This window comes from Brachybacterium netajii (SeqCode), from assembly GCF_054114245.1.
The window spans coordinates 687727-713492 of sequence record NZ_JBSYXB010000001.1 but is presented as its reverse complement, the minus strand read 5'-3'; the positions used below and the strand labels follow the sequence as shown (position 1 = coordinate 713492).

General features: G+C 73.2%; 24 protein-coding genes and 1 tRNA gene. 11 read left to right on the top strand and 14 right to left on the bottom strand.

Features of this window, described 5'->3' with window-relative positions; translation table 11 throughout:
- The first annotated feature begins 2 nt into the window (after positions 1–2).
- The 3 genes from ACXET9_RS03180 to ACXET9_RS03170 all read left to right on the top strand — a co-directional run bounded on the left by ACXET9_RS03180 (position 3) and on the right by ACXET9_RS03170 (position 2181).
- A complete protein-coding gene (locus tag ACXET9_RS03180; RefSeq protein WP_457884753.1) occupies positions 3–593 on the top strand; it encodes a GNAT family N-acetyltransferase in 591 nt (196 codons plus the stop codon).
- 106 nt (positions 594–699) lie between these two features.
- Complete coding sequence (pheA, locus tag ACXET9_RS03175; protein WP_457884751.1) at positions 700–1662, top strand: prephenate dehydratase; 963 nt, start codon at positions 700–702, stop codon at positions 1660–1662.
- 99 nt (positions 1663–1761) lie between these two features.
- Positions 1762–2181 carry a GntR family transcriptional regulator gene (locus ACXET9_RS03170; RefSeq protein WP_457884750.1) on the top strand — a complete coding sequence of 140 codons (420 nt, stop codon included), beginning with the start codon at positions 1762–1764 and terminating at the stop codon, positions 2179–2181.
- Between the two features lie 48 nt (positions 2182–2229).
- Here ACXET9_RS03170 and ACXET9_RS03165 read toward each other — a convergent pair whose 3' ends face one another.
- Positions 2230–3381: a diacylglycerol/lipid kinase family protein gene (locus tag ACXET9_RS03165; RefSeq protein ID WP_457884748.1), complete on the bottom strand. Its 1152-nt coding sequence runs from the start codon at positions 3379–3381 to the stop codon at positions 2230–2232.
- Between the two features lie 72 nt (positions 3382–3453).
- Between ACXET9_RS03165 and serS the strand changes: the two genes are divergently transcribed.
- A complete protein-coding gene (serS, locus tag ACXET9_RS03160) occupies positions 3454–4716 on the top strand; it encodes a serine--tRNA ligase (protein ID WP_457884746.1) in 1263 nt (420 codons plus the stop codon).
- A gap of 36 nt (positions 4717–4752) precedes the next feature.
- Here serS and ACXET9_RS03155 read toward each other — a convergent pair whose 3' ends face one another.
- Positions 4753–6000 (bottom strand): hypothetical protein, encoded by a 1248-nt coding sequence (locus tag ACXET9_RS03155; RefSeq protein ID WP_457884744.1) that lies wholly within the window; start codon positions 5998–6000, stop codon positions 4753–4755.
- Positions 6001–6369: 369 nt separating this feature from the next.
- Here ACXET9_RS03155 and ACXET9_RS03150 point away from each other — a divergent pair, with 369 nt between their 5' ends.
- Complete coding sequence (locus ACXET9_RS03150) at positions 6370–7269, top strand: HAD family hydrolase (protein ID WP_457884743.1); 900 nt, start codon at positions 6370–6372, stop codon at positions 7267–7269.
- A 27-nt stretch (positions 7270–7296) separates the two neighbouring features.
- Here ACXET9_RS03150 and ACXET9_RS03145 read toward each other — a convergent pair whose 3' ends face one another.
- From ACXET9_RS03145 to ACXET9_RS03130, 4 genes are all read right to left on the bottom strand, one after another.
- Positions 7297–8736: an MFS transporter gene (locus tag ACXET9_RS03145; protein WP_457884741.1), complete on the bottom strand. Its 1440-nt coding sequence runs from the start codon at positions 8734–8736 to the stop codon at positions 7297–7299.
- Entirely contained in the window at positions 8733–9383 is a 651-nt protein-coding gene (locus ACXET9_RS03140) for a GntR family transcriptional regulator (RefSeq protein WP_457884740.1), read from the bottom strand. Before ACXET9_RS03140 ends, ACXET9_RS03145 begins: the two co-directional genes overlap by 4 nt.
- A 115-nt stretch (positions 9384–9498) precedes the next feature.
- Positions 9499–9861 carry a hypothetical protein gene (locus ACXET9_RS03135; RefSeq protein WP_457884738.1) on the bottom strand — a complete coding sequence of 121 codons (363 nt, stop codon included), beginning with the start codon at positions 9859–9861 and terminating at the stop codon, positions 9499–9501.
- Positions 9858–10817, bottom strand: a complete 960-nt coding sequence (locus ACXET9_RS03130; RefSeq protein ID WP_457884737.1) for a zinc-binding dehydrogenase — start codon at positions 10815–10817, stop codon at positions 9858–9860. The genes ACXET9_RS03135 and ACXET9_RS03130 overlap by 4 nt, the downstream gene beginning before the upstream one ends.
- A gap of 246 nt (positions 10818–11063) precedes the next feature.
- Here ACXET9_RS03130 and ACXET9_RS03125 point away from each other — a divergent pair, with 246 nt between their 5' ends.
- From ACXET9_RS03125 to ACXET9_RS03110, 4 genes are all read left to right on the top strand, one after another.
- Positions 11064–11423 carry a GntR family transcriptional regulator gene (locus tag ACXET9_RS03125; RefSeq protein WP_457884736.1) on the top strand — a complete coding sequence of 120 codons (360 nt, stop codon included), beginning with the start codon at positions 11064–11066 and terminating at the stop codon, positions 11421–11423.
- Positions 11420–12313 carry an ATP-binding cassette domain-containing protein gene (locus tag ACXET9_RS03120; RefSeq protein WP_457884734.1) on the top strand — a complete coding sequence of 298 codons (894 nt, stop codon included), beginning with the start codon at positions 11420–11422 and terminating at the stop codon, positions 12311–12313. Before ACXET9_RS03125 ends, ACXET9_RS03120 begins: the two co-directional genes overlap by 4 nt.
- Positions 12314–12324: 11 nt before the next feature.
- Positions 12325–13041, top strand: coding sequence for a hypothetical protein (locus ACXET9_RS03115; protein ID WP_457884733.1), 717 nt, complete (start codon positions 12325–12327; stop codon positions 13039–13041).
- Positions 13042–13381: 340 nt separating this feature from the next.
- Positions 13382–14092, top strand: coding sequence for an HNH endonuclease family protein (locus tag ACXET9_RS03110; RefSeq protein WP_457884732.1), 711 nt, complete (start codon positions 13382–13384; stop codon positions 14090–14092).
- A gap of 127 nt (positions 14093–14219) precedes the next feature.
- Here the strand turns inward: ACXET9_RS03110 and ACXET9_RS03105 are convergent, their stop codons facing one another.
- On the bottom strand, positions 14220–14711 hold the full coding sequence (locus ACXET9_RS03105) for a GNAT family N-acetyltransferase (RefSeq protein WP_457884730.1): 492 nt from the start codon (positions 14709–14711) through the stop codon (positions 14220–14222).
- Between the two features lie 181 nt (positions 14712–14892).
- Between ACXET9_RS03105 and ACXET9_RS03100 the strand changes: the two genes are divergently transcribed.
- Both ACXET9_RS03100 and ptsP read left to right on the top strand, forming a co-directional pair.
- Positions 14893–14980, top strand: a tRNA-Ser gene (locus ACXET9_RS03100).
- 305 nt (positions 14981–15285) lie between these two features.
- Positions 15286–17004, top strand: a complete 1719-nt coding sequence (gene ptsP / locus ACXET9_RS03095) for a phosphoenolpyruvate--protein phosphotransferase (protein WP_457884729.1) — start codon at positions 15286–15288, stop codon at positions 17002–17004.
- Between the two features lie 710 nt (positions 17005–17714).
- Here the strand turns inward: ptsP and ACXET9_RS03090 are convergent.
- From ACXET9_RS03090 to ACXET9_RS03060, 7 genes are all read right to left on the bottom strand, one after another.
- Positions 17715–17984: an HPr family phosphocarrier protein gene (locus ACXET9_RS03090; protein ID WP_457884728.1), complete on the bottom strand. Its 270-nt coding sequence runs from the start codon at positions 17982–17984 to the stop codon at positions 17715–17717.
- Positions 17985–18277: 293 nt separating this feature from the next.
- Complete coding sequence (locus ACXET9_RS03085; RefSeq protein WP_457884726.1) at positions 18278–19429, bottom strand: mannitol-1-phosphate 5-dehydrogenase; 1152 nt, start codon at positions 19427–19429, stop codon at positions 18278–18280.
- Positions 19430–19436: 7 nt separating this feature from the next.
- The gene (locus tag ACXET9_RS03080; RefSeq protein WP_457884724.1) at positions 19437–21569 is read right to left on the bottom strand and encodes a PTS sugar transporter subunit IIA; all 2133 of its coding nucleotides are present in this window, start codon (positions 21567–21569) and stop codon (positions 19437–19439) included.
- A 270-nt stretch (positions 21570–21839) separates the two neighbouring features.
- Positions 21840–22637: a TVP38/TMEM64 family protein gene (locus ACXET9_RS03075; RefSeq protein WP_457884723.1), complete on the bottom strand. Its 798-nt coding sequence runs from the start codon at positions 22635–22637 to the stop codon at positions 21840–21842.
- An 82-nt stretch (positions 22638–22719) separates the two neighbouring features.
- On the bottom strand, positions 22720–23250 hold the full coding sequence (locus ACXET9_RS03070; RefSeq protein ID WP_457884721.1) for a TetR/AcrR family transcriptional regulator: 531 nt from the start codon (positions 23248–23250) through the stop codon (positions 22720–22722).
- Between the two features lie 352 nt (positions 23251–23602).
- Positions 23603–24457 carry a DUF1684 domain-containing protein gene (locus ACXET9_RS03065; RefSeq protein ID WP_457884719.1) on the bottom strand — a complete coding sequence of 285 codons (855 nt, stop codon included), beginning with the start codon at positions 24455–24457 and terminating at the stop codon, positions 23603–23605.
- A gap of 167 nt (positions 24458–24624) precedes the next feature.
- Positions 24625–25734: a LacI family DNA-binding transcriptional regulator gene (locus ACXET9_RS03060; protein ID WP_457884717.1), complete on the bottom strand. Its 1110-nt coding sequence runs from the start codon at positions 25732–25734 to the stop codon at positions 24625–24627.
- Between the last annotated feature and the right edge of the window lie 32 nt (positions 25735–25766).

Genomic DNA, 25766 nt, shown 5'->3' with positions numbered 1-25766 from the left:
CGGTGTCGACCCCGGCCGCATCGCCCGCCCCGCCTCTGCGTCTCGAGCCCCTCGCACCGTGCCACGGTCCCGCGATCCTCGCCGGTCAGGACGAGATGCTGGCGCGCGAGGTCGTCGGCCGACGCTGGGAGCCGACGATGCTGCGGGACTTCCTCGAACGGGCGGCGCGCTGGCGGGAGGGCGGGCCCGTCCGCGAGCTCGCCGCCGTCGTCGGCTCCGGTCCTCATACCGGTGCCGGTGCCGGTGCCGGTGCTGGTGCTGGTGCTGACGCGCAGTCGGTGCTGGTCGGCGGCGGGGGCATCGCCCGTCTCGGCGCCGGCCTCGAGCGCGGCGAGGCGTCCCTCAGCTACTGGCTGCTCCCCGCGCACCGCGGCCGCGGCCTCGGGCGGGTGCTCGCCGCCGAGCTCGTCGGCCTCGCGCGCGCCGACGAGCGGATCGACGCGCTCGTCCTGCGCATCGCCCCCGGCAACGCCGCCTCGCAGGCCGTCGCCCGGAGCGTCGGGGCCCGCCCCGTCGGCCGCACCGAGCGCCATCCCGCCGACGCCGCGCGCCGCGTCGATCGCTGGGAGCTGCCGCTGCGCCCGCCGGCCTGATCCGTCGGCCTGATCCGCCGGTCTGATCCGCCGGGCGGATCCGCCCCGCGCTCCCGGGCCGCGGACCGACCGGCCGGCGCCCCGACCCGGCGCTACCCTTCGTCCTATGCGGTACGGATACCTGGGCCCCGAGACGACCTTCACCCATCAGGCGCTGCTGCAGGCGCTCGCCGAGGTGCCGGAGGAGTTCGCGCAGCAGGACGTCGAGACCGTCCCCTTCACCGCGGTCGCCACCGCGGCCGGCGATCTGCTCGCCGGGGACATCGACGCGCTGATGGCGCCGATCGAGAACTCGATCGAGGGCGGGGTCTCCGGCACGCTCGACGTGCTCGCCGCGACCGACGACATCACGATCGTCGCCGAGCAGATCGTGCGCATCACCTTCGTGCTCGCCGCCCGTGAGGGCACGACCCTCGAGGACATCGAGGTCGTCTCCTCGCATCCCCATGCGCAGGCGCAGGTCCAGGGCTGGGTCCGCACGCAGCTGCCGGAGGCGCGGGTGGCGACGGCGTCGTCGACCGCGGCCGCCGCCCGCGACCTCGCCGCGCTGAGCCCCGAGGAGGCGAAGGGCCGCGCCGCCGTGTGCTCGCCGCTGGCCGCCCGGCACTTCGGGCTCACGGTCCTCGCCGAGGGCATCGAGGACAACGAGGGCGCGCAGACCCGCTTCGTGCTGGTCACCCGCGAGGGACGGATCCCCGCGCGCACCGGCGCCGACAAGACCACGATCGTCATCCAGCTCCCGCACAACCGCTCCGGCGCGCTGCTCGAGGCGCTCGAGCTGCTCAACGCCAACGGCGTGAACATGTCGCGGATCGAGTCCCGTCCGCTCGGCGACTTCCTGGGCCGCTACTCCTTCTCGATCGACCTCGAGGGCCATATCGAGGACCGTCGCGTGGCCGCGGCCCTGCGCGGCCTCCACCGCGTGTGCCCGGTCGTCCACTACCTCGGCTCCTACCCGCGCGTCGACGGGGAGGCCCCCGCCATGCGCGAGGACTTCGCCGACGACGCCTACGACGCCGCCCACGCCTGGGTCGACGGCCTCACGGACCTCGTGACCCCGGGGAGCTGATCTCGAGGAGCCATCACGGGGCTGACCTCGGCGGGTCCGAAGCGTCGACCGAGGTCCGCCCGGGATGACGTTGCGGGCCGGGGCCCCTAGGGTGGGGGCATGAGCGCTGCGATCCCTCCCTTCGAGCTGGTCCGACGCGAGATCCTCGACAAGGTCCGGTCCGGGGAACTGCTCCCCGGCGACCGCCTGCCCGCGATCCGAGCCGCCGCCTCCGAACGGCGGCTCGCGGCCGGCACCGTCGCGAAGGCCTACAAGCTGCTCGAGGAGGCCGGGGTGATCCTCACGCGCCGGGGCTCCGGCACGACGATCGCCCCGGAGGCGGTCGCCGCCGCGGAGGAGCAGAACGCCGTCATCGCCCGCGAGAGCGGGGGAGGGGCCGACGAGGACGCGATCGCGCTGCTCGCCGCCCCGATCGCCGAGGCGCTCGAGCGCGGGCACGAGCCCGCGACGATCCTCGCCTCCGTCCGCGAGGCGCTCGCCGCCGCGCAGATGGACCAGAAGGCCCGACCGCGCCGCTGACAGGTCCGGTCTCCCTGCTGACGACCCGCTGACCCGCTGGCGAGCCGCTCAGCGCGAGGCGCCGTCCGGCACCCGCATCAGCAGCGCGCCGGCGTCGACGCGGGCGATGATGTGCGTCGCCCGGTCCTCGGTGTCGCCGTCGAGTTGGACCGGCTGCGGCTTGTGGGTGGTCACGCGGACCTCGGTGACCATGCCCTTCTCCATCGTCGCGAGCTGCGGGTAGGTGGGGGCGTGGGGGTTGACGAGCTTCGCGCCGATCTGGCTGAGGCCGGCGGCGCCGCGCCAGGACAGCGCGAGGATCTCGAGCTTGCCGTTGGAGGCGTCGGCGTCGGGCATGAGCACGATCCCGGCGGGCAGCTTGCCGACGTTGCCGATCAGCACCGTGCGCACGTCGAGGTCCTGGGTGCGGCCGGGGACCATCTGCACGCGGGCGGCGAAGGAGCGGCCGACGATCCTGCTCAGCCCGGGGATCACGTAGGCGGGCCAGCCGATGCGCTTCTTCATCGTCGGATCGGTGGCGCCGATGATCTCGGCGTCGGCGCCGACGCCGGCGATCACGAGGAACGGCTGGGGGTCGGCGCGCTCGGTGTAGGCCTTCGAGGTGCCGGTGCGCATCCATCCAATGTCGACGCCGCGGTCCTCGCCCTCCAGCGCCGTGAGGAGCGCCTTCTCGAGGTCGAGCGGGATCTCGAGGTTGCGGGCCATGAGGTTGCCGGTGCCGACGGGCAGGATGCCCATCCGCACGCCCGAGTGGGCGAGCGCCGCGGCGACCATCCGCACGGTGCCGTCGCCGCCCGCGGCGATGACCAGGTCGGCGTCGTCGCGCAGGGCCGTGAGCGCCTGGCCGTAGCCGGCGTCCTCGCGGGTGGTGTCGTGGAAGGCCAGCTGGACGCCGCCGACGCGCTCGGCGATCAGGCGCAGGCGCTCGCGGAACGCCTCGGGATCGTCGTGCTTGGACGGGTTCATGACCACGGCGACGTGGCGGAACCCGCCCGCCGGGCCCCCGGCCCCGATCCCGGATCCGTCCGGGGCGGCGTCGTCGGCGGCCGCGCGCCCGCGCCGCAGCTCGTCGGAGTCCCGTCGCAGGGCGTCGAGCGCGCCGCGGTGGCGACCGAGCGCGACGAGGACGACGACGAGGAGCACGACGGCGATCACGCTGAGGCCGATCGAGACGGAGGAGAGGACGGCGCCGAGATCCATGGCCACAGCGTACTGACGGAGTCCTCCCGGCGGCGGTGCCCGCGCCGATCCGCGCGCAGGTACCCTGGAGCAATGATCGATCTGCGGCAGCTGCGCGAGAATCCTGACCTGGTCCGTGAGGCACAGAAGGCGCGTCGGCGCGACCCCTCCGCGGTCGACGCCGTCCTTGCGGCCGACTCCTCCTGGCGCGAGGCGACGACCGCCTTCGAGTCCGCGCGCGCCGAGCAGAAGGCCTTCGGCAAGAAGGTCGCGCAGGCCAAGGGCGAGGAGAAGCAGGCGCTGCTGGCGGAGGTCAAGGACCTCGCCGCGCGCGTGAAGCAGCTCGAGGCCGCGGCGGACGAGGCCATCGCCGCCCGCGACGCGGCCCTGCGGGCGATCCCGAACCTCGCCGAGGGCGCCCCCGAGGGTCTCGAGGCCGACTTCGTGGTCCGCGAGACCGTCGGCGAGATCCCGACCTTCGACTTCCCGGTCAAGGACCACCTGGAGATCGCCGAGGGCCTGAAGGCGATCGACATGGCGCGCGGCGCGAAGGTCTCCGGCGCCCGCTTCTACTTCCTCACCGGCGTGGGCGCGCAGCTCGAGCTCGCGATCCTCAACGCGGCGATCGACCTGGCCACCAAGGCCGGCTTCACCCCGATGATCACCCCGACCCTGGTGCTGCCGGAGTCGATGGAGGGCACCGGCTTCCTCGGCGAGCACGCCGACGAGGTCTACCACCTCGACAAGGACGACGACCTCTACCTCGTGGGCACGAGCGAGGTCGCGCTCGCCAGCTACCACCGCGACGAGGTCCTGGACCTCTCCGACGGCCCGATCCGCTACGCGGGCTGGTCGGCCTGCTACCGGCGCGAGGCCGGCAGCTACGGCAAGGACACCCGCGGCATCATCCGCGTCCACCAGTTCCACAAGGTGGAGATGTTCAGCTACTGCCGCCTCGAGGACTCCTACGCGGAGCACGAGCGCCTGCTGGACTGGGAGCGCCAGATGATGGCGACGATCGACGTGCCCTACCGCATCATCGACACCGCGGCCGGCGACCTCGGCACCTCCGCCGCCCGCAAGTTCGACTGCGAGGCCTGGGTCCCCAGCCAGGGCACCTACCGCGAGCTCACCTCGACCTCGAACACGACGCAGTTCCAGGCGCGCCGCCTGAACATCCGCGAGCGCACCGAGGACGGCCTGCGCCCGGTCGCGACCCTGAACGGGACCCTCGGCACCACCCGGTTCATCGTCGCGATCCTCGAGAACCATCAGCAGGCCGACGGCTCCGTCGTCGTCCCCGAGGGCCTGCGTCCCTACCTCGGCGGCCGGGAGGTCCTCGAGCCCGTGCGCTGAGCGCACGACGGAGGGCATCGTCGGTCGCGCCGCCCCTCAGGCGGCGGCACGGCTGAAGGTGCCCTCCTCGACGTCCCCCTCCGGGCCGCCGGCGACCTCCCGGTGGGCGATCTGCCAATGGCACAGCCGGGTCGCCGATGCCGGCGGCCCTGTCGGCGGCGGGGCGATGCCGTCGAGGACGTCGGCCGCATCCGCGTGGGTGCGATGCACGGAGACGTGGAAGGGCCAGGCGCCGTCCGCGATCGTGAGCACCCATAGCCCCCGCGGATCCGGGGCGGAGGCGCCGAAGGAGAGAACGTCCAGCTGCTCGAGGTCCTCCCAGGCCGGCTCGAAGGCCCACGCGCGCTCGTCCTCGGCGAAGGGGTCCAGCGGGCCCTCGCCCGTCCACGGCTCGCGGTCCCAGATCGGATCGGAGGGGTCGAGGAGATCGCCCAGTCCGTCGTCCTCCGCCGGATCGTCGTCCCACACGTCGTCGTCCCAGGTGCCGTCGCTCCAGGAACCGTCGTCCTCGGGTTCGTCCCCCCATGTGCCGTCGAAGGGACCGATCCCTCCCCAGGGATCCTCCTCGGCCTCGTCGAAGGGGCCGCGCACCGGCGGCCACGACCACTGCGCGAAGAAGGAGCCGAGATCGGGCTGCGCAGGATCCGGGAACCAGCGGCCCGCGCGGGCGGCCTCGCCGCCCATCCCCGCGCCCCAGCCCTCCGGCAGCAGCGAGCGCGAGAGCAGCAGCCCCGCGGTGCAGCCCATGACCTCGGCGACCTCGCGCCGTGAACGGGCCAGGCCGATGCGCACGCAGCGGTCGGCGATCTCGTGCTCCCGCGCGTGCACATCGCGGGCGATGGTCGGCAGCGTCTCCCGGCCGTCGGCCCAGGCCCGTTCGAGGCGCTCGTCCAGGGCGGCGTCGAAATAGGGGCGCCGACGGGCCGCATGCCAGGCGCGCGCCCGGCTCTCCCAGTCCCAGTCCGGATCCACGATCGCCTCCGCGGCGAGGAGCGCGAGCCAGTTGCGCCGTCGGCCGATCGCGAGCTCGTCGTCGGGATGGACGACGAGGCAGACGGCGCGGGCACGCAGCGAGTCGGGGGAGCGGCCGAGCTCCCGGGCGATCGCATCGAGCGGACGGCGCGCGCCGAGGCCCTCGACCAGGAGACGGTAGTCCTCCGGATACCAGGGCGTGCCGCGACGATCGGGGATCTGCTGCGGCCCCGCGGCCTCGGTCCCCGCAGAACCCGTCCCCTCGGATCCTGTGCTCCCGGTGTCCGTGCCCCCGGGCCCTGTTCCCGCCATCCTGCCTCCTCCATCGCACCCCTCGGAGCCCTGAGAGTAGGGACGCGCGGGCGTCGTCCGCGCCGGTCGGACCGCGGTTGTGGAGAACCCCCAGCTGGGGAGGAGCGCCCCGGCGGTACGCTCGAGGGCGGGCCCCATGCGGATGAGGGGCCGCAGCGACCGCGGAGGCGGGACGCCGGGCGCAGGTGCGCAGGGCGTCGCGCGAGCGCAGAGGGAGACGACGTGCAGGCAGAATCGGGCAGGATCATCGACGCCGACGAGCTGGGCGCGGACACGCCGCGCCGTGGAGGGCGTGTGGCCCGCTGGCTGGCCCCGCTGCGACGCCTGCGGTTCACCCGGACGTCGGAGGCCGATGGAACACTGGCCGATATGAGCACTCATGCGACCCTCGCAGGCTCCGGGACCGCGCCGTCCCCCTCGGTCACCGCCGCCGAGAGCGCCCGTCGGACCCTTCGCGACCGCCTCGCCGCCCTCCCGGAGGGCCCCCTCCTGATCGGCCTCGACGTCGACGGGACGCTCGTCGACCACGACGGCGCGATGACCGACGCGATGCGCGCGGCCCTGCGCGGCGCCGCCGACCGGCACACCGTCGTGATCGCGACCGGCCGCTCCATCGGCGCGACCGTCCCGGTGGTGCGCGCCGCCGGCATCGAGCACGGCTACGCGGTGTGCTCCAACGGTGCGGTCACCCTGGAGATGGATCCGTCGGCCCCGAACGGCTACCGCGTGATCGACACCCGGACCTTCCAGCCCGGCCACGCCCTCGCCACCCTGCGCGAGGTCGCCCCCGACGCCCACTACGCGGTCGAGACGGCCGACGGCGGCTTCCATGCGACCGCGGGCTTCCAGGACGCCAGCTTCGGCGTCGAGGCCGTCGAATCGGACCTCGACCAGCTGATGGAGCTCGAGGCCGTGCGCGTGGTCGTGCACGTCCCGGACCTCACGCCGCATGAGTTCAGCACCGTCGTCGCCGAATCCGGCGTCCACGGCGTCGAGTACTCGATCGGCTGGACCGCCTGGCTGGACATGGCCGCCCCCGGCGTCTCCAAGGCGACCGCGCTGGAGACCATCCGCGCGGACCTCGGCATCGACCCGGCCGCGACGGTCGCCGTCGGCGACGGCTTCAACGACACCGAGATGCTCGGCTGGGCCGGCGTCGGCGTCGCCATGGGGCAGGCCCCGCAGGGCGTCAAGGACGCGGCCGACGCCGAGACCCTCTCCGTCTACGAGGACGGCACCGTGCTGGTCCTCGAGCAGCTCACCGCCTGACCCGTCGGCGCAGGCTGCTCGCCGGACTCAGCGCCGGGGCCCGGGCAGGTGCTTCGACCAGGCCGACGCCACGATCGCCAGGCACACCGCCGCGAGCACCGTGCCGATGCCGAAGAGCACCGGGTACGGGATCGCGAGGGACAGTGCCGCGAAGATCATCGGGATGAAGAAGCCCAGGTAGGACACCGAGTAGTAGACGGCGGTGAGCCCCGCGAGGTCGTCCTCGTCGGCGATGCGCTGGACCTCGCTGAGGCCCGCGACGAGCGCGAGCCCGTACCCCATGCCCATGGTCGCCGCGGCGAGCAGGCCGACGGGCAGGTCGAGCGTCGTCGCGGCGATCGCCCCGAGGGCGACGCCGACGGTGATCACCGCCATCGCGATCACCGAGGCCCGGGCGGAGCGATGGGTGTCGATCCGCTTGCCGAGCACCTGGATGCCGGCGCCGCAGCCCAGGGTCAGCGCCGTCATCAGACCGGAGAACGCGATCGGCAGGCCATGCGCGCTGTCCATCAGCAGGGAGGGCAGCACCGCATAGGCGGCGCCCGCGCAGCCGAAGACCCACGGCGCGACCGGCAGCACGACCATGAGGAAGCGCCGATGCGCGGCGCTCGGCACCCGCAGCAGCGACAGCACGCCCCGCAGACCACGTCGGCCGTCGGCGGCGGACCGGCGGCCGACGACGCGGGTCTCGGGCGCCGTGAGCACCCAGATCCCGGTCACGGCGGTCAGCAGCATGTGCACCGCGTAGGCGGTCCCCGTCGGCCACGGCGCCCACTGGGCGAGGACCGCGGCGACCCCCGCCCCGACGAGGAAGCCGCCGGTCAGCGACAGGGAGGCGCGACGCGGTCCGGCCCCGGCGTCGGCCGACGAGGCTCCCGGGGCAGCAGAGGCTCCCGAGGCTCTCGAGGCGGCAGTGGCAGCAGAGGAGGCAGCGGCGTCGGAGAGCTCCTTCACCCAGGCGGTTCCCACGGCCATCACGAGGCCGAGCGCGAGCCCGCACAGGATGCGCCCGAGCGCGAGGAGCAGCGGCGCCCCCGGGTTCAGCGCGAGCAGCAGGGAGCCGGCGAAGGACAGCGGCGCCGCGGGGATCATCAGCGCCCGACGTCCGTGGAGGTCCGACAGCGGCCCGCCGAGGAGCAGGGCCGGGACGATGCCGAGGATGTACGCGGCCAGCAGGCCGTCGACGATGAGCGCCGAGAACTCGCTGACCTGCCGATACATCACCAGCAGCGGCGTGAACTCGTTGCCTCCCCAGGCCACGGCGACCATGGCGGCGGCGACCGGCAACCAGGCCCGTCGGCCCACCGGTCGGCGCTCCGGCGCCGACCCGGCCGGCGGGGCGGTGACGGCCGACGAGGCGGCCGCGGCCGGTGCAGCGGCGAGGTCCGACGGATCGGCGAGGGCCGACGGTTCGACGGCGGGTGCGTCGGGGACGACGACGGGGATCGGGGCGGTGGCCGTGCTCATGCGAGCGTCTCGCGGGAGAGGGCGAGATGCTGGTCGAGCTCGAGGAGGTAGCCGTCGGCGTCGGCCGCGCGGAGGCGCTCGAGCAGGCGATGGTGGCCCTCGACGTAGAGCGCGGCGCGCTCGAGGTCGCGCTGCACGGTGTGGGCGATTAGCCGCTCCTGGCGCTCGCGGAGGGTCACCGCGAACTCGGTGACCAGCGCGTTCCCGCCGCCCGCGACGATGCCCTGATGGAAGCGAGCGTCCTGCAGCGAATAGGCCGCGAGGTCCTCCGCGGCGATCGCCGCGTCCTGCGCGGCCAGGATCTCGGCGAGGGCGTCGACGACCCGGGCACGGTCGGCGCTCGGCAGGGCGCAGATCGTCCGGGCGGCATGCGCCTCGACCATGCGCCGGGCATCGAGCACGTCATGCGCCTCGCCCGCGGCCACGGGACGCACCAGGGCGCCCCGCTTGGGGTAGAGGGTGAGCCACTGCTCCGCCTGCAGACGGAGGAATGCCTCGCGCACCGGCGTCCGCGACAGGCCCGTGGCCTCGGCGATCTCGCCCTCGGTGATCATCGAGCCGCCCGCGATCTCGCCCGCCAGGATCCGGTTCTTCACATGCGCGTAGACGCGGTCGGCGGCGGGCGGGGCAACAGCACGGGGAGTCATAGATACATGTTGCATCTAAGGCGGGGGTGTGGCCAAATCTGCGCCGCGGGAAGACCGGAGCGTCACGTCGGGAGGCGGGCCCCGGTGCCGGGGATGCCCCGAGTTCCGGGGGCGGTCAGCGTGCGCGCAGCGGCCGGGCCCAGCGCGGGTAGAGCGCATCCGGCACCGGGAGGAAGGTCATGAGCGCCCAGGCGAGGGGGAGGAAGGCCAGCACGCCCAGGGGCGCGACGAACGCCGTCAGCGAGGGACCGACCCCCGGGAGCGAGATCGCCGCGGTGCAGAGGCTGAGCACCGCGAGGCTCGGCACGCCCAGGACGATGATGCGCTCGTTCCGGGCGCGGGGGCCGACGGTTCCTCGCATCCAGGCCCGGGCCGCCGGGGTGCGCCCGCGACGGGTCCACACGGTGAAGGCGAGCAGGGCGATGCCCAGCAGGGCGAGGCCGAGGGGGGCGAGGAGGCTGGAGAGCTGGTCGTTCACCCCGGCAGTCTGCCATTTGTCGGGGAGATCTCGAGGACGACCTTGCCGAGGTGGCCGCCGCGGTGCAGGATCGCGTGCGCCTCGGCCGCCTGCTCGAGCGGCAGGCGCGCGGCGACGGGGATCCGCACTCGACCGTCCTCGAGGGCGGGCCAGACCAGCTCACGGGTCCGCTCGAGGATCCGACGCTTCTCCTCGACGGGGCGCGGGCGCAGGACGGTGCCGATCACGCGAGCGCGCTTGGCCATGAGCAGGCCGATCGGCAGCTCGCCCGTGCCGCCGCCGAGCGTCCCGATGATGACCAGGCGCCCGTGGACCGCGAGCATCCCGACGTTGTCCGCGAGCATCGACCCGCCGACGACGTCGAGGATCACGTCGGCACCGCCCGCCTCGGCGACGGCGGCGGGCAGGTCCGTCGTGCGCCGGTTCCAGGCCTCGTCGGCCCCGAGCGCGCGCACGGCCTCCGCCGCCTCGTCGGAGCCGACGACGGCGAGTACCCGGGCACCGAGCGCATGCGCGATCTGGACCGCCGCGGCGCCGACCCCGCCGGTCGCGCCATGGACCAGGAGCGTCTCGCCCACCTGCAGTCCGGCCTCGACCACGAGGTTCGAGACGACGGTCGCGGCGGCCTCGACCACCCCGGCGGCGTCGACCGGATCCACGCCCGCCGGCACCGGCAGCAGCTGTCCGGCGGGCACGGCCACGACCTCGGCGTAGCCGCCTCCCGCGAGCAGTCCGACCACGCTCTCGCCGGTGTCCCGTCGTCGGCCGGAGATCTCGAGGCCCGGCAGCGCGGACGCGCCAGGAGGCGGGGGATAGACCCCGGCGACCTGCGCGAGGTCGGCCCGGTTCACGCCCGCCGCGATGACGTCGACGAGCACCTCGCCCTCGGCGGGGATCGGCTCGGGGAGGTCGACGAGCTCGAGGGTCTTCGACTCGGAGATCTGCATCGCGCGCATGCGTCCACGGTAGTCCGGGCCGGGCCGGGCCGGGCCGGGCCGGGCCGGGACGGGGCAAGGCGGGGCGGGGCGGGACGGGGCAAGGCGGGGCGGGGCGGGACGGGGCAAGGCGGGGCGGGGCGGGCTCGGCTCGGGCGGGACGGGCCCCTTGACGCACGCCCCGGTTCCATGGTTCATTAGTGGAGTAATGAACCATGGAACCCCGGGGGCGGCAGCGCCCCGGGCCGAAGGAGCCAGGGAGGCGGCGTGCTCGACGAATCCAAGCCGCTGTTCATCGCAGTGGCCGAGCAGATCGAGAGCGGGATCCTCGACGGCACCTATCCGGAGGACTCCGCGGTCCCCTCGACCAACGAGCTCGCGGCGTTCCTGCGGATCAATCCCGCCACCGCGGGCAAGGGGCTGAACCGCCTCGTCGACGGCGGTGTGCTCGTCAAGCGGCGCGGCATCGGCATGTTCGTCGCGCCCGGCGCGGCGGAGATCCTGCGCGGCCGTCGCCGCGAGGCCTTCCTCGCCGACTACGTCGTCCCGCTGCTGCGCGAGGCGGCCCAGCTCGACATCGGACCGGACGAGCTCGTCCGGATGATCACGAAGGAGGCGTCCCGATGAGCATCATCGAGACCCGATCCCTGACCAAGCGCTACCGCGACGTCGCCGCGATCGACGACGTCGACCTGGACCTCGCCGAAGACGTCGTCCACGGCCTGCTGGGCCGCAACGGCGCCGGCAAGACCACCCTCATGAAGCTGCTGACCGCGCAGGTCTTCGCGACCTCCGGGAGCATCCGCGTGCTCGGCGAGGAGCCGCGGGAGAACGCCGCGGTGCTCTCGCGCACCTGCTTCATCCAGGAGAGCCAGAAGTACCCCGACGGCTTCCGGGCCCGCGACGTGCTGCGGATCGCCGAGGGCGTCTACCCCTTCTGGGACGCCGCCTTCGCCGCCGACCTCGCCGCGGACTTCCGCCTCCCGTCGACCCGGGCCATCAGCAAGCTGTCCCGCGGGCAGCTCTCCGCCGTCGGCATCATCATCGGGCTCGCCTCGCGGGCGCCGCTGACCTTCTTCGACGAGCCCTACCTGGGCCTGGACGCCGTCGCCCGGCGGCTGTTCTTCGACCGCTTGCTCGCCGACTACGGGGAGCATCCGCGCACGGTCCTGCTGTCGACGCACCACATCGACGAGGCCGCGAACCTGCTCGAGCACGTCACCCTCCTCGACGAGGGGAAGGTGCTGCTGCAGGGCGGCACCGACGAGCTGCGCAGCGCGGCGGTCGAGATCAGCGGCCGCACCGAGGACGTCGACGCCTTCCTCACCGGACGCGAGGTCCTGCACCGCGCCCGGATCGGCGCCCTGTCGACCGCGACCGTCGAGGTCGGGGCCGACGGCGGAGTCGTCCGCGCGGCGCGCGCCGCCGGGCTGGAGACCGGCCCGGTCTCCCTGCAGGACTACATCGTCCACCGCACCACCGCCGCCGCGGCCTCCGAGACCGCGTCAGCCCGTTGAGAGGAGACGCCATGCGCTACCGCAGCGTCATCAGCATGCACTTCGTCAACCGTCGGCAGGCGATACTGTGGCCCCTGGCCATCATGCTCTTCGCCCTCGCGATCGTCCTGGTGATCGGCATCGTCGTCGGCTCCCAGGGCGCGGAGGCGCGAGCGGGGATGAGCGAGGGGATGCGCTGGAGCGGCGCGATCTTCGCCCTGCTGGGGCCCATGATCGGCTACGGCTTCGTGTCCATGGGGCAGCACTTCCCGCTCGCCCTGGGCCTCGGACTCACGCGCCGCGAGTTCGCGACCGGCCTCGGGATCGTGTTCCTCGGCAACGCGCTCGCGTACTCGCTCGTGGTCACGATCGGCAAGGCGATCGAGGTCGCGACCGACGGCTACGGTCTCGGCGTGCGCTTCTTCGACGTCGCCTACACGAGCACAGGCAGCGTCGGCCAGACCTTCGTGCAGACCTTCCTGCTGATCACCGCCGTGCTCTTCCTCGGCGCGGCGATCACCTCCGCGCACCTGCGCTTCGGCCAGGGCTTCCTGTGGACCGGCGGCGCGGTCCTCGCGGCGATCGGCGTCGCCGTCCTCTCCGGGGCGATCCTGCTGGACGGCTTCCGCGCCGCGCTCCTGGACATCGTCGAGATGGGCTGGGGACCGTGGATGGGCGTCGTCGCGGCGATCGCCGTCCTCGCCGCCGCGGTCTGGGCGCTCATGGTCCGACGGACCCAGGTGCGGTGAGATAGCTCTCCTCCTCCCCGGAATCCCTGCGTGACCAGGCGGTCGGCGTCCTCGGACGTCGGCCGCCGCACCCAGACTGGGGCGAGGCCGGCGCTCGTCCGGCCCGGATCCCGGGGCCCGGACGCGCGGCACTGCGATCCGCAGCGCGCGCGGGAGGCAGGGCATGGCTCGGGATTCGCAGGCTCGAGATTCGAAGGCTCGAGATTCGAAAGCTCGGGGATCGCAAGCTCGGGGATCGCAGGCTCGAGGGACGCAGCGGAAGGGCCGCCAGGGCATCGGGGCGACCACGAAGGTCGGCGTCCCCACGGTCATCGCCTGCATCGGGATCCTGCTGCTGCTCGTGTTCGGCGACGCTGCCCAGCTCGAGGCCTATCTCGACGAGATCCTCGGCGGCTCCGGCACGACCTCGACCTCCGACTACGTCCCCGCCGCCGACGGCGCCACCGCCCTCGACGAGCTCGAGAGCCTCGAGGTCGAGGGCTTCGCGACGAAGGCCGGCTACGACCGCGACTCCTTCGGGTGGCGCGACGACGTCGACGGCAACGGCTGCGACACCCGCAACGACGTGCTGCGACGCGACCTCACCGACATCGTCCTCGAGGACGGCACCAAGGACTGCGTCGTCGAGACCGGCGTCCTCTCGCCGTCGGCCTACACCGGCGAGATCGTCGAGTTCGACCGCCACGAGGACAACAACCTCGACATCGACCACGTCGTCGCGCTCTCCAACGCCTGGCAGACCGGCGCCTACGCCTGGGACGACGACGTGCGCCGCGAGCTCGCCAACGACCCCCTGAACCTGGTCGCCGCCGAGGACAGCCTGAACTCCTCCAAGGGCGACAAGGACGCCTCCGCCTGGCTCCCGCCGCTCGAGTCCTACCACTGCGAGTACGTCGCCCGGCAGATCGCCGTGAAGGCCAAGTACGAGCTCTGGGTGACGCCCGACGAGAAGGCCGCCATGCAGGACGTCCTCGCGACCTGCGAGGACTATCCCGCCTTCACCGAGCCCACCGCGACCCCCGCCGCCGGCGAGTTCGGCCTCGCCGCCTGACCTCGGCGCGGCCGGGGAGGGACGGCCGTCCGACGGGCCGCCGTCTGCCGGGCCGATGCTCCGCCGGACCGTTGCTCCACCCGGCCGATGCTCCTCCGGGCCGTTGCTCCGCCGGGCCGCGGGCGGTTCAGCCGCGCAGGATGTCGAGGTGCTCCTGCTGGGGAAGGTCGACGGAGGCGTCGAACTCGTGATGCGTGCTGAGCCACCGCACGACATAGGGGCACACCGGCACGATCCGCAGCCCCGCCGCGACGGTCGCCGCGAGGGCCTCCCGGGTGAGCGTCGAGGCCAGGCCCCGGCCGGAGAACTCCTCGTGCACGATCGTGTGGAAGAAGATCCGCTGACGGATGCGCTGCTCGTCGGCGGTGTCCTGTCCGTCGGCTGAAGCCCGCCCGTCGGCCGTGTTCTGCTCGTCGGCCGCGCTCTGCTCGTCGGGCTCGCCCGGCTCGCTCGAGGCGGGGCCGGGCGCGTCGACGTCCTCGTACATCGAGTAGCCGGCGCCGACGCCGTCCACGAGGATGTCGAAGCGCGAGCGCTCGGGGGACTCGACGACGGTGACCGGCGGGGCAGGGCGGCCCGGGTCGGCGCTGTTCTGATCGGTGCTGTCCTGGATGCTCATCGGGGCTCCTCGGCTCGTGATGCGACCACGGTACGCCGCGTATTCGTCCGCCGTCGGGCGGGCGTCGGGCGGGCGCGGCGGGGGCCGGTCGCCGCCCGTCGGCGGCGGGCGTCATCCCGGGGCGGCGGCGCGGTCCGATACCCTTTCCTGTGGTGATCCCCCGGAAGGGTCGGATCCACCGGGAGGGTTGACAGAGCGGCCGAATGTGGTGGTCTTGAAAACCACTGTGCGGCACCCCCGTACCGCGGGTTCGAATCCCGCACCCTCCGCCGTCCGCGGTCCGGCGTCGGCCCGCTGCCGGTCCGTTGCCGGCCCGGCGTCGGCCCGTTGGCTGTCCGTCGGCGGCCCGACGTCGGCTGGATGACGCTGCCCTGCAGGCCGGCCGTCGCCGGTCGTCGGATGTGACCTCGCTCGCCGCTCCGCGAGCGAGGTCCGCCCGAAGAGCCGAAGGACTCCGGCGGGAGCCTCTGCAATGCGTACGATGACGATGTCGCCGCGGCGCGCCCCGGACGCCCGTCCTCCGGGTCCGGCGCCCCGACCGCACTCCAATCAACGGCAGAGGAGAGGGCACGTCATGGCCCAGTACACAGGTGTAGCAGTCAGCCCCGGCCGCGTGGTCGGGACCATCCGGACGATGGCCCCGCCGGTCACCGAGCCGGCCGCCGATCAGACCGCCCCCGAGGGCGTCGCCCCCGAGACCGAGGCCGAGCGCATCCCCGTCGCCGCCGCCGCCGTGCAGGAGACGCTCACCCGCATGGCCGAGCGCGCCACCGGCGGCGGGAAGGCGATCCTCGAGGCCACGGCGCAGATGGCCGCGGACCCGTCCCTCGCCCACACCGCCAAGGGCCTCGTGCTCAGCTCCGGCAAGTCGGCGGAGCGCGCCGTCTGGGAGGCCGGCGACCAGGTCGCCTCCATGCTCGAGGGCCTCGGCGGCTACATGGCCGAGCGCGCGACCGACGTCCGCGACGTCCGCGCCCGCATCGTCGCCGAGCTGCGCGGCGAGCAGGCCCCCGGCATCCCCGACCTCGACGAGCCGTTCATCCTCACCGCGGTCGACCTCGCCCCCGCCGACACCGCGACCCTCGACCCGACGCGCGTGATCGCCCTGGTCACCTCCGACGGCGGACCCCAGTCGCACACCGCGATCCTCGCCCGCCAGCTGGGCCTGCCCGCGATCGTCGCCTGCAAGGGGATCCACGAGTTCGCCGACGGCACCGAGGTCTTCGTCGACTCCGGCTACGGCACCGTCACCGACGAGGTCACCGAGGAGCATCACCGCCTCGCCGAGGCCTGGACCGAGCTGCAGAAGAACCCCCTCACCTACGAGGGCGGGGGCGGCGTCCTCGCCGACGGCACCCGCGTGCAGCTGCTCGCCAACATCGGCGGCGCCAAGGACGCCGAGAAGGCGCATGCCGCCAACGCCGACGGCGTCGGCCTGTTCCGCACCGAGTTCCTCTTCCTGGACCGCGAGGACGAGCCCTCCGTCGAGGAGCAGACGACCGCCTACGCCGAGGTGTTCGCGCACTTCCCCGGCAAGAAGGTCGTCGTGCGCACCATCGACGCCGGCGCCGACAAGCCGCTGCCCTTCCTCACCGACTCCGACGAGCCGAACCCGGCGCTGGGCGTGCGCGCGTACCGCACCTCCTGGGACAAGCGCTCGGTGCTGACGAACCAGCTCGACGCGATCGCCGCCGCCGCGAAGCAGTCGGACGCGACGCCCTGGGTGATGGCCCCGATGATCGCCACCGTCGACGAGACCGAGGACTTCGCCGCCCTCTGCGCCGAGCGCGATCTCTCCCCGGCCGGCATCATGGTCGAGACCCCGTCGGCCGCGCTGATCGCCGACCGTCAGCTCTCCGCCTGCGACTTCGTGTCCATCGGCACGAACGACCTCACCCAGTACACGATGGCCGCGGACCGTCAGCTGGGCTCCCTCGCCCACCTGAACAACCCGTGGCAGCCCGCCGTCCTCGCCCTCGTCGCGATCACCTGCACCGGTGCCCGCACCGCCGGCGGCGACCCCGAGTCCTTCGGCGAGAAGGCCGCCAAGCCCGTGGGCGTGTGCGGCGAGGCCGCCGGCGACCCGGGCCTCGCGGTCGTCCTCGTGGGCCTCGGCGTGAACAGCCTCTCGATGACCCCGCGCTCGCTCCCGGCGGTCGCCAAGGTCCTCTCGACCGTCACCCTCGAGCAGGCCAAGGAGCTCGCGGCCGCCGCGGTCGCCGCCCGCACCGCCGAGGAAGCCCGCGACCTCGTCCGCGCCGGCCTCCCCATCCTCGGCGAGCTCGGGCTCTGAGGTTCGGGCTCTGGGGGGGGCGGCCTCTGAGGCTCGGGCTCTGGGGTTCTGCCTCTGAGGGGGGCTCTGAGGCTCGGGGGAGTGTGCGTCCTGCGGAAGGCTCCCTCCGCGTGAGCGAGTCCGATCCCCGCATCGCCCAGTCCCCGCATCGTCGAGTCCCCGTATCGCCCAGTGTCCCTCAGCCCCCGTTTTGCAGCATGCAAAGCGGGGACTGAGGGACACTGCTCGTGATGGGGGATGACGTCGCCGCTCGGGGAGGGGCCCGCTTCCCCGTGAGGGTCCATTTCCCCTCGAGCGGCCCCCGAAGCTGCAGGGAAGTCGTCGAGTGTCCCTCAACCCTCGAATTGCATCATGCAAAGCGTGGGCTGAAGGACACTGGTCGACGTCAGGAAGGGAACCTCGTCGCGCACGGTCCGCTTCGCCTCGGCGAGAGGTGCCAGGCGGGACACGGCCGGACGTGCACCGTGCTGAGCGGCGAACGCCGAGATCGCGAGGCATCGGGTAGAGAAAGGCCCCTGACCAGCACCGAGACGGTGCAGGTCAGGGGCTTATCCGGGCTGAGCGGCAGCTTGGCTGTGCCTGGTCGACACCTCAGCGAGCACGCCTCCGCGAGTTCGTTGCAGCGACTGCGCCTCGGTGACCTCGCCTCCGCGATGCCACCTCAGCTGCACCTTCTCAGCCTGGCTGCCGGGCAGGGGCCCGGCGGGGGTTCACTGGGCGTCGAGGTCGGTCTCGAGCAGAGCGGCGAGGGCCGCGACGGACTCCTCGGCACCCTCGCCCTCGGCGCGCAGGACGACCTCGTCGCCGTTGCCGGCGCCGAGGGTCATGAGCATGAGCATCGAGGCGGCGGGGACGGGGCTGCCGCCGACCTTCTCGATGGTGACGGAGGCGGGCTGCTCAGCGGCGGCCTTGGAGAAGATGGTCGCCGGGCGGGCGTGGAGACCGGAGGAGCTGGCGATCTTGACGGTGCGCTCTGCCATGGGAGTGCCTTTCGTGGAAGGGGGCCGCGGGAACGGCCCCGTGTGGGTCGGTCGCCGCGGCGGCCGGCATGCCCCGGACGGTCTCGGCCGGGAAGTGTACGGGTCGGACGATAGCTGACGAAGTCGAGCATCGGGCGGGGACGCGGTCCCGGATCGCCGATGGTGCCGGGTGCATCACGTGGATCGTCGCCCCGAGCCCGAGCCCGAGCCCGAGCCCGAGCCCGAGCCCGAGCCCGAGCCCCGAGCCCCGAGCCCCGAGCCCGAGCGCGGAGCCGGGAGCAGGAGGCCGGGCCTCAGAGCTCGGACTGGCGGGCGGCGATGCGTTCGCGCACGGCCGCGCGCAGCGGGTGGTCCTCCTCGAGTCCGGTGATCTCGGCGGTGGCGGCGTCGGCGTCGGAGGTCCGCAGGATCTCCTGCAGTCGCGTGACCTCGTCGTCGCCCTCGGGGGTGAAGGCGAGGGCGGCGGAGAGTGTGGCGAGCAGCCCGTCGTGGCCGAGTCCGCGCTCGGCGAGCTCCGCGGCGGGGCCGACGATGCGGTCGTGCCGGGAGAGCTTGCGCAGCGGCGAGCGGCCGACGCGCTCCACGGGATCGGGCAGCGACCGGTTCGCGAAGCGGCCCATGACCTTGGCGACGTAGGCGCTCTGGGTGTCCTCGGCGAAGCCGTGCTTGGCGACGAGGAGGGCGGAGGTCTCGGCGAGCACGGCCCGCACGGCGGACTCGACGGCGGGGTCTTCGATCGCGTCGGCGATGAGCGCATGGCCCGCCGCCCAGCCGGTCCATGCGGTGGTGGCGTGGCCGGTGTTGACGGTGAACAGCTTCCGCTCGATGTAGGGGCCGAGGTCGTCGACCCAGGTGATGCCCGGGACCTCGGGCTCGGCGCCGTCGAAGGGGGTGCGGTCCACGGCCCACTCGTGGAAGTCCTCGACGGTGACGTCGAGGCCCGCGTCGGGCGCCTGCACGGGGACGATCCGGTCGACGGCGGTGTTGGCGAACAGCGCCTTCGCATCGAGATCGTCGGCCCCGGCCGCCGCAGCGGCCGCGCGGATCTCCTGCTCGAGCAGGTCGGTCGCGTTGATGGCGTTCTCGCAGGCCATGATCGCGAGGCGGGGCGCGTCGGCGGGTCGGCGGGCGATGCCCGCGGCGATCGCCGGGGCGACGAAGCGCAGGATGTGCGCGCCGACGGCGGTGGTGACGATGTCGGCCGAGGCGATCTCGGCGGCGACGTCGTCGGGGTGGGTCTTCGAGTTCACGGCTCGGAACCCGTCGACGACGGTGCTGGTGGGGTTCGCCCCGACGGTCTGCACGGTGTAGGAGTCGGCCTGCTGGAGGGAGTCGATGAGGGCGTCGGCGACGTCGGCGAAGACGACCTCGTACCCGGCCTCGTGCAGCAGGAGGCCGACGAAGCCGCGGCCGATGTTCCCTGCTCCGAAATGGACAGCCTTCATGGGGTGATCACTCTCCGGTCTCGCTGAAGATGGACAGGATCTCGTCGGCGGAGGAGGCGCTCTCGAGCTTCTCCACCTGCACGGGATCGGAGAAGGTCATGGCGACCTTCTGCAGGAGCACGAGATGCTCGTCGCCGATGCCGGCGATGCCGACGACGAAGCGCACCTCGTTGCCGTTCCAGTCGATGCCCTCCGGGTAGCGGGTGAAGGTCATCGCGGAGCGACGGATGGACTCCTTGGCCTCGTTGGTGCCGTGGGGGATCGCCAGGCCGTTGCCCATGAAGGTGGACACCGAGGCCTCGCGGTCGTGCATGGCGGCGACGTAGGACGCGTCGACGGCGCCGGCCGCGACCAGCAGTCCGCCCGCCTCGTCGATCGCCGAGGCCGCGGAGTCCGCGGTCCCGGCGAGGATGATCGACGCCTCGGAGAGGATCTCCCCGCCGCGCGGCGGCACGTCGGCGGCGCGGCGCCCGCGGACGGGTGCGTCGGCCGGCGCGTCCGCCGTTGCATCCGCATGCGCATCCGCCTGCGCGGGAGCGGTCGTCTCGGGAGCGGTCGTCTCGGGAGCCGACGACGGAGCGTCGGCCGCACCGGCGTTGCGCTGACGGACCAGGTCGACGACCTCGTCGTAGCGGGGCGAGTTCATGAACTGGTCGACGCTGACGTGGACTGCGCTGCCGGTGCGCTGTCGGGCGCGGTCGGTGAGCTCCTTCTGCGTGACCACCACGTCCCATTCGTCGCTGAGGGACGAGATGGCCTTGTTGGTGACCTCGATGTCGTCGAAGCCGGCGGAGCGGACCTTCTTGCGCAGCACGGTCGCGCCCATCGCGGAGGAGCCCATGCCGGCGTCGCAGGCGAAGACGATCCGGGAGATGGGGCCGGTACGGCCGGAGGCGGCGGAGGCGGCGGCGAGGTCGCCGGAGGAGTCGCCGACGAGCGCGCCGGCCACGGAGGACTTCTTGCCCTTCATCTGCTCCATCTTGGCGGTGGCGGCCGCGAGGTCGCCGTCGTCCTGCTTGCCGACGCGCAGCAGGATCGCCGAGAGCACGAAGCTGACGGCGGCCGCGCCCGCGACCGCGAGCGCGATGCCGAGGTAGGAGTCGCGGGCGGCGACGCCGAAGATCGCGAAGATCGAGCCGGGGGAGGCGGGCGCGATGAGGCCGGTGCCGAAGGCGACGTTGATGGCGACGCCGGTCATGCCGCCGCCGATCGCGGCGAGGATGAGGATCGGCTTCATCAGCACGTACGGGAAGTAGATCTCGTGGATGCCGCCGAAGAACTGGATGATCGCCGCGCCGGGGGCGGAGGCGCGGGCGGCGCCGCGGCCGAAGAACGTGTAGGCGAGCAGGATGCCGACGCCGGGGCCGGGGTTGGCTTCGAGCAGGAACAGCACGGACTTGCCGTTCTCGGCGGCCTGCGAGATGCCCAGCGGGGTGAGGACGCCGTGGTTGATGGCGTTGTTGAGGAAGAAGACCTTCGCCGGCTCGATGAGGATCGACACCAGCGGCAGCAGGCCGGCGTCGACGAGGGCGCCTACGCCGTTGGACAGGAGCGTCATGAGCCCGTTGACGATGGGGGCCAGGCCGAAGAAGCCGATGACCAGCATGATGAAGCCGAAGATGCCGGCGGAGAACATGTTCACGAGCATCTCGAAGCCCGCGGGGATGCGGTCCGACCACAGCCGGTCGAGCCGCTTCATGAGCCAGGCCGCGAGCGGGGCCATGATCATCGCGCCGATGAACATGTGGACCTCGCCGAGCGCGCTGTACTCGTCGGCGGCGTTGCCGTCGGCGACCCACTGCGCGAGCAGGCGGGCGTTCTCCTGCGCGATCAGCCAGTCGGACCCGGCGATGACGCCCATCGTGGCGATCACGCCGACGACCGCGCCGCGGGCCTCGTAGACCATGCGTCCGCCGGTGTTGGCGATCAGCAGCGGGAGCAGGTAGTGGATCATCGGGCCGACGGCGCTCGCGAGCGGCTCGTTCGGCGTCCAGCCGTCGGGGATGAAGAACGCCGTGAGGATGCCCCAGGCGATCAGGGCGGGGATGTTCGGCATCACCATGTTCGACAGCGAGGTGCCGACCTTCTGCAGCGCCACGCGCGGGCTGAAGCCGCTGGGCGCCTCGGTTGCTGTGCTCATCAGGAGTCCTCATCGACACCCGGGGACGGCAGGCGCCCCGGTCTGGGCGGCTCGGCGCACCGGACGGCGCGCGACGCCGACGGGCGCGACCTCCCCGCAGCACGGGGCAGTGCACCGACAGCGCAGGCCCAGTCTAGGTCGGGAGTGCGCTGCATCACAGGAGGTTGGGGATATGTCCCGCGCGGGGCCCATGCCGCCCAGCGGTCAGCGGGCCGTGCGCCGACGGTCGGCGCGTCGTGCGTCGGCGGTCAGCGCATCGTGCGTCGGTGGTCAGCGGGCCGCGCGCCAGCGGCGGAACGAGAGGACCGTGAGCACGCCGACGAGGATCCAGGCGAGGACGACGGCCGTTCCCTGCGGGATGCCGGGGTCGACGATGAAGGCGCCGATCGCCACCAGCGAGAGCTGGCCGGGCAGGGAGGCCACGCAGGTCGCGATCAGGAACTCGCGGGTGCTGACGCCGAGCGCGCCGCTGCCGTAGTTCACCGGCCAATAGGGGAGCCCGGGCATCAGCCGCAGCGTGCACACCGCCCAGAAGCCGCCGTCCTCGAGCCTCTCCTCGACGACATCCGCATGCGAGCCGAGCAGGCGCATGACGACGTCGCGGCCCAGCAGGCGCGCGATCCAGTAGGCGCCCCAGCAGCCCAGCACCACGCCGACCATCGAGAGCAGGGTGCCTCCGCCGAGGCCGAAGACCATGCCGCCGGCGACGGCCGTGATGGTCACGGGGATCGGCGTCAGCGCGACGAGGGCGTAGATGACCACGAAGCCCAGGGGAGCCCACGGCCCGAGGTCCTGGATGTCCTCGCGGAGGGTGTCGAGGTCGGGGAGGCGCACGTTGGCCGCGAGCCAGATCATCCCGAGGATCGCGAGGGCGAGTGCTCCGTTGCGCAGATAGGTGCCCCAGGGCGTCGTGCCGCGTCGGGAGCCTGCGCCGGTCTCCTCCTGCGGGGACGCCGCGACGGCTGAGTCCGGGGCGGGAGGGGCGGTCGAGGCGGGGGCGGCCGTGCCCGCCGCGGTCGCGTCGGAGGGGCGCACGTCGGGTGAGGGCGCGTCGGGCGTCGGGGACATCCTCGGATCCTACGGTCCGGCGGTCGCGGCATCGGCCGTGCCGCGCGCCGGGCCTCACGCGCCGGGCCCCAGGTGCCGGACCTCAGAAGCCGATGAGCGGCATCTTCTCCAGCGCGCGGTCCACGGCCTCGGAGGGGAGGCCCTCCTCGCCGCTCTCGGCCCAGTCCAGGAGCGCGTCGAAGGTGGCGACCTGGTAGGCGACGGCGATGCCGTGGAGGACCGGGCGGGGGGAGCCGGGCATGCGGTCGGCGAGGAAGTCCTCGAGCGCGCCGATCCAGGGGCCGTGCGCCTCGACCGAGGTCGCGATGAGCGACGGGGCCCCCGAGATGATGCGGAGCCAGTGCGCGATGTCGGGCGAGGAGTCGTCGGAGACGGCGGTCGAGCCGACGATGGCGGTGCGCAGGTCCAGTGCGAGGTCGCCCGTGTCGACCAGGGCCAGCGCGTTGCGGAGCGCGTCGGTCGCGGGGACGATGCCGGTCCAGGCGAGCGTCTCCTTGGTGGAGAAGTGGCGCAGGAGGGTACGGGTGCTGACTCCGGTGGCCTCGCTGATGTCGGCCCAGCTGACGCACTCGAAGCCCTTCTCGTTCCAGAGGCGGAGGGCGGCGGAGCTCACGACTGCTCGATCGATCACCGTGGGGCGACCGCGGCCTGCACGGGGGCGGGGGGCGGACGGGGCCTGGAGAGTGTCGGTGGCAAGGCGGGGAGGGAGCATGGAAGAAATCAAACATCTGGTGGGAAAGTAGTCAACCGGTTCCCGTGGAGGTCATAGAGGTATGGGACTCACTGTGACCTACCAGTCGCCCCTATAGCGTGAGAGCGCGCTCATAGAGAGGAAAGGCAACCCTTCCCGACCTGCAGGGATACTGCAAAGTAATGGAAGTGTGATGCAAGGGGGAGTTACTCCGAAGTCAATTGTTTCCGCCTCTTCCTGTGCTTCACCTGGGCGTTTCAAGGAGCCTTCCCGTTCAGCGCTCCGTCGCCCCCACGGAGCGCTCACCGGAGCGCACTGCGAAGGGCAGGCGGTTTCCCGCCGGAGGTTTCGGACAAGTCGCCCACAGGCTGAACGCGCAGGGGAAGTCGACGGCCCGGTTGAGGTCCACGCGGATCGCCTCGCCGTCGATCTGCGCGCCGACCACCCGCCAGCCCGGGGTCTCGGTCCCGGAGGTGTCGTCGTGGAAGAGGATGCTGGACTCTCCGGTCACGAGGAGCTCCGTCTCCTCGCCCGCGATGTCGAACGTCGCGGTGCCGGCGACGGGGAGGCGCTGCTCGAGCCAGGGCAGGGCGGAGCCGACGACGACCTCCGGCCGCTGACCGTCCGCGCCCGCCTCCGCCGCGACGAAGCGGCCGACGAGCACCTGCTCGGCGTCGAAGGGAAAGACGGGAACGCCGTCGAAGGCGAGTCGGCGCGGAGCCGACGGGTCCAGCACCCGCAGCCCGATCCGATCCCCGCGCGGGATCACGTCGATCTGCACGTCGTCGCCGAAGCGCGCCAGGCGCACGTCGCCCGCGATCTCGCGTCGGGCCCGGTGCCGCCCGGCGCGGTGCTGTCCGGCGTCGTCGGGCTCGTCCTCAGCGCCGGGCTCCAGCAGCTCGAGCTCCTCGCCGCTCCAGGAGACGGTCAGGGTCGTGCCGGTCCGCGACCAGCGGCCGGGAACGCCCTCGAAGCTCTGCTCCCCGGCATCGGGCTCGACCCAGTGGAGAGCGACCTGGGACAGGATCCCGTGGGGCTGGCGCAGGGATTCGTCGCGGCGAGCGCGGAACTCCTCCCACGCGTGCTGAGGGTCGGTGTCGGGGGAGATGCCGGAGTCGGTGGCGGCCATGCGGGCTCCTCGGGTCGATGCGGACGACGACCGAGCGCCCGCGGCGTCCTCGTGCGCGCTCGGCGTCAGCGGCGCTCGACGGATCGGGCGCTCGTTGTCCTCGAAGTCTGCTCCTGTCCGCGGGATCCGTCGAGTCCGTGAACGTTCGCGACGAGTCCCCGGCGCGGTCATCGCGCAGGACCGGGCGCGCGCGGAGCCACGAGGGTCACCCGGGGGCTCGCGCTGTCCTCCCGCAGCAGGCGCACCACCTCCCGCACGGCGAGCTCGGAGACCTCGTCGCGGCGGGGGTCGATCCGCGGGATGCCGGAGAGGAGCGGGCTGACCTCGGCGAGATCGTCGTCCCCGAGGGCGAGCACGCCGACGCGCGGATCGTCGAGCAGGGAGCCGGTGGCGAGGGCGAAGAGCACCTCGCCGATCCCGCCGAGGCCGAACAGCAGCATGCGGCCGCCGTCGGCCGTGCTCCCGCTGTCGGTCGTGCTCCCGCTGTCGGCCGCCGCGGCCGCCGCCTCCGACGCAGCCGACGCGGCAGCCTCGGAGGCGGCGAATCGGGCGCGCACCCGGTCCGGGAGCTCGGCGAAGGATCCCTCGTCGAGCACGAGCGTCAGCGGATGCTCGGTCAGGGCATCCTCCACGCCGGTGAGGAAGCGGGAGGTGTCGGAGCGGTGGCGCTGCCGGGCGGGGCTGCCGACGATCATCAGCTCGTCGGCGCCCGTGGACGCGGCGTGCTCGACGACCATCCGGCCGAGGGCCTCGAAGTCGAGGTCGACGGCGGAGCCGTCGGGCAGGTCCTCGGGGGTGCCGATCAGCACGAACGGCAGGTGCGACTCCAGCAGGGCCTCCATGCGCTCGTCGTGCCGGGAGACCTCCATGAGGATCAGCGCCTCGCAGATGCCGGTGCGCACCACGCGGCGGACCCCGTCGGCGCCCTCCTGCGCGGTCACCAAGAGCAGGTCGTAGCCGTGGCGCCGGGTCTCGCGGGCGATGGTGCCGACGAAGCGCATGGTGACCGGGCGGGCGCCGTCGGCGTCGGGCACCATCAGCCCGATCACCCCGCTGCGCTTCGAGCGCAGGGCCCGGGCGCCGGAGTTCGGGTGGTAGCCGAGCTCCTCGATCGCGGCCTCGACGCGCTGGCGGGTGGCGGGGGAGATGGGGCGGGAGCCGGTGAGGACGTAGCTCACGGTGGATTGGGCGACGCCGGCGAGGCGCGCGACGTCCTGGCTGGTGGGTGCTCTGCGTCGGCGTCCGCCGACGGTCGCGTCGTCGCTGTTCACCGGCATCGGCACCGGCCCCCTCTCGTCCGGGTCGACGG

What these genes read in the sequence shown, in the direction of transcription:
- pheA (WP_457884751.1), top strand. Translation starts at nt 700, where the DNA reads ATGCGGTACGGATACCTGGGCCCCGAGACGACCTTCACCCATCAGGCG.
- ACXET9_RS03170 (WP_457884750.1), top strand. Translation starts at nt 1,762, where the DNA reads ATGAGCGCTGCGATCCCTCCCTTCGAGCTGGTCCGACGCGAGATCCTC.
- ACXET9_RS03165 (WP_457884748.1), bottom strand. Translation starts at nt 3,381, where the DNA reads ATGGATCTCGGCGCCGTCCTCTCCTCCGTCTCGATCGGCCTCAGCGTG.
- serS (WP_457884746.1), top strand. Translation starts at nt 3,454, where the DNA reads ATGATCGATCTGCGGCAGCTGCGCGAGAATCCTGACCTGGTCCGTGAG.
- ACXET9_RS03155 (WP_457884744.1), bottom strand. Translation starts at nt 6,000, where the DNA reads ATGGCGGGAACAGGGCCCGGGGGCACGGACACCGGGAGCACAGGATCC.
- ACXET9_RS03150 (WP_457884743.1), top strand. Translation starts at nt 6,370, where the DNA reads ATGAGCACTCATGCGACCCTCGCAGGCTCCGGGACCGCGCCGTCCCCC.
- ACXET9_RS03145 (WP_457884741.1), bottom strand. Translation starts at nt 8,736, where the DNA reads ATGAGCACGGCCACCGCCCCGATCCCCGTCGTCGTCCCCGACGCACCC.
- ACXET9_RS03140 (WP_457884740.1), bottom strand. Translation starts at nt 9,383, where the DNA reads ATGACTCCCCGTGCTGTTGCCCCGCCCGCCGCCGACCGCGTCTACGCG.
- ACXET9_RS03130 (WP_457884737.1), bottom strand. Translation starts at nt 10,817, where the DNA reads ATGCGCGCGATGCAGATCTCCGAGTCGAAGACCCTCGAGCTCGTCGAC.
- ACXET9_RS03120 (WP_457884734.1), top strand. Translation starts at nt 11,420, where the DNA reads ATGAGCATCATCGAGACCCGATCCCTGACCAAGCGCTACCGCGACGTC.
- ACXET9_RS03115 (WP_457884733.1), top strand. Translation starts at nt 12,325, where the DNA reads ATGCGCTACCGCAGCGTCATCAGCATGCACTTCGTCAACCGTCGGCAG.
- ACXET9_RS03105 (WP_457884730.1), bottom strand. Translation starts at nt 14,711, where the DNA reads ATGAGCATCCAGGACAGCACCGATCAGAACAGCGCCGACCCGGGCCGC.
- ptsP (WP_457884729.1), top strand. Translation starts at nt 15,286, where the DNA reads ATGGCCCAGTACACAGGTGTAGCAGTCAGCCCCGGCCGCGTGGTCGGG.
- ACXET9_RS03090 (WP_457884728.1), bottom strand. Translation starts at nt 17,984, where the DNA reads ATGGCAGAGCGCACCGTCAAGATCGCCAGCTCCTCCGGTCTCCACGCC.
- ACXET9_RS03085 (WP_457884726.1), bottom strand. Translation starts at nt 19,429, where the DNA reads ATGAAGGCTGTCCATTTCGGAGCAGGGAACATCGGCCGCGGCTTCGTC.
- ACXET9_RS03080 (WP_457884724.1), bottom strand. Translation starts at nt 21,569, where the DNA reads ATGAGCACAGCAACCGAGGCGCCCAGCGGCTTCAGCCCGCGCGTGGCG.
- ACXET9_RS03075 (WP_457884723.1), bottom strand. Translation starts at nt 22,637, where the DNA reads ATGTCCCCGACGCCCGACGCGCCCTCACCCGACGTGCGCCCCTCCGAC.
- ACXET9_RS03065 (WP_457884719.1), bottom strand. Translation starts at nt 24,457, where the DNA reads ATGGCCGCCACCGACTCCGGCATCTCCCCCGACACCGACCCTCAGCAC.
- ACXET9_RS03060 (WP_457884717.1), bottom strand. Translation starts at nt 25,734, where the DNA reads ATGCCGGTGAACAGCGACGACGCGACCGTCGGCGGACGCCGACGCAGA.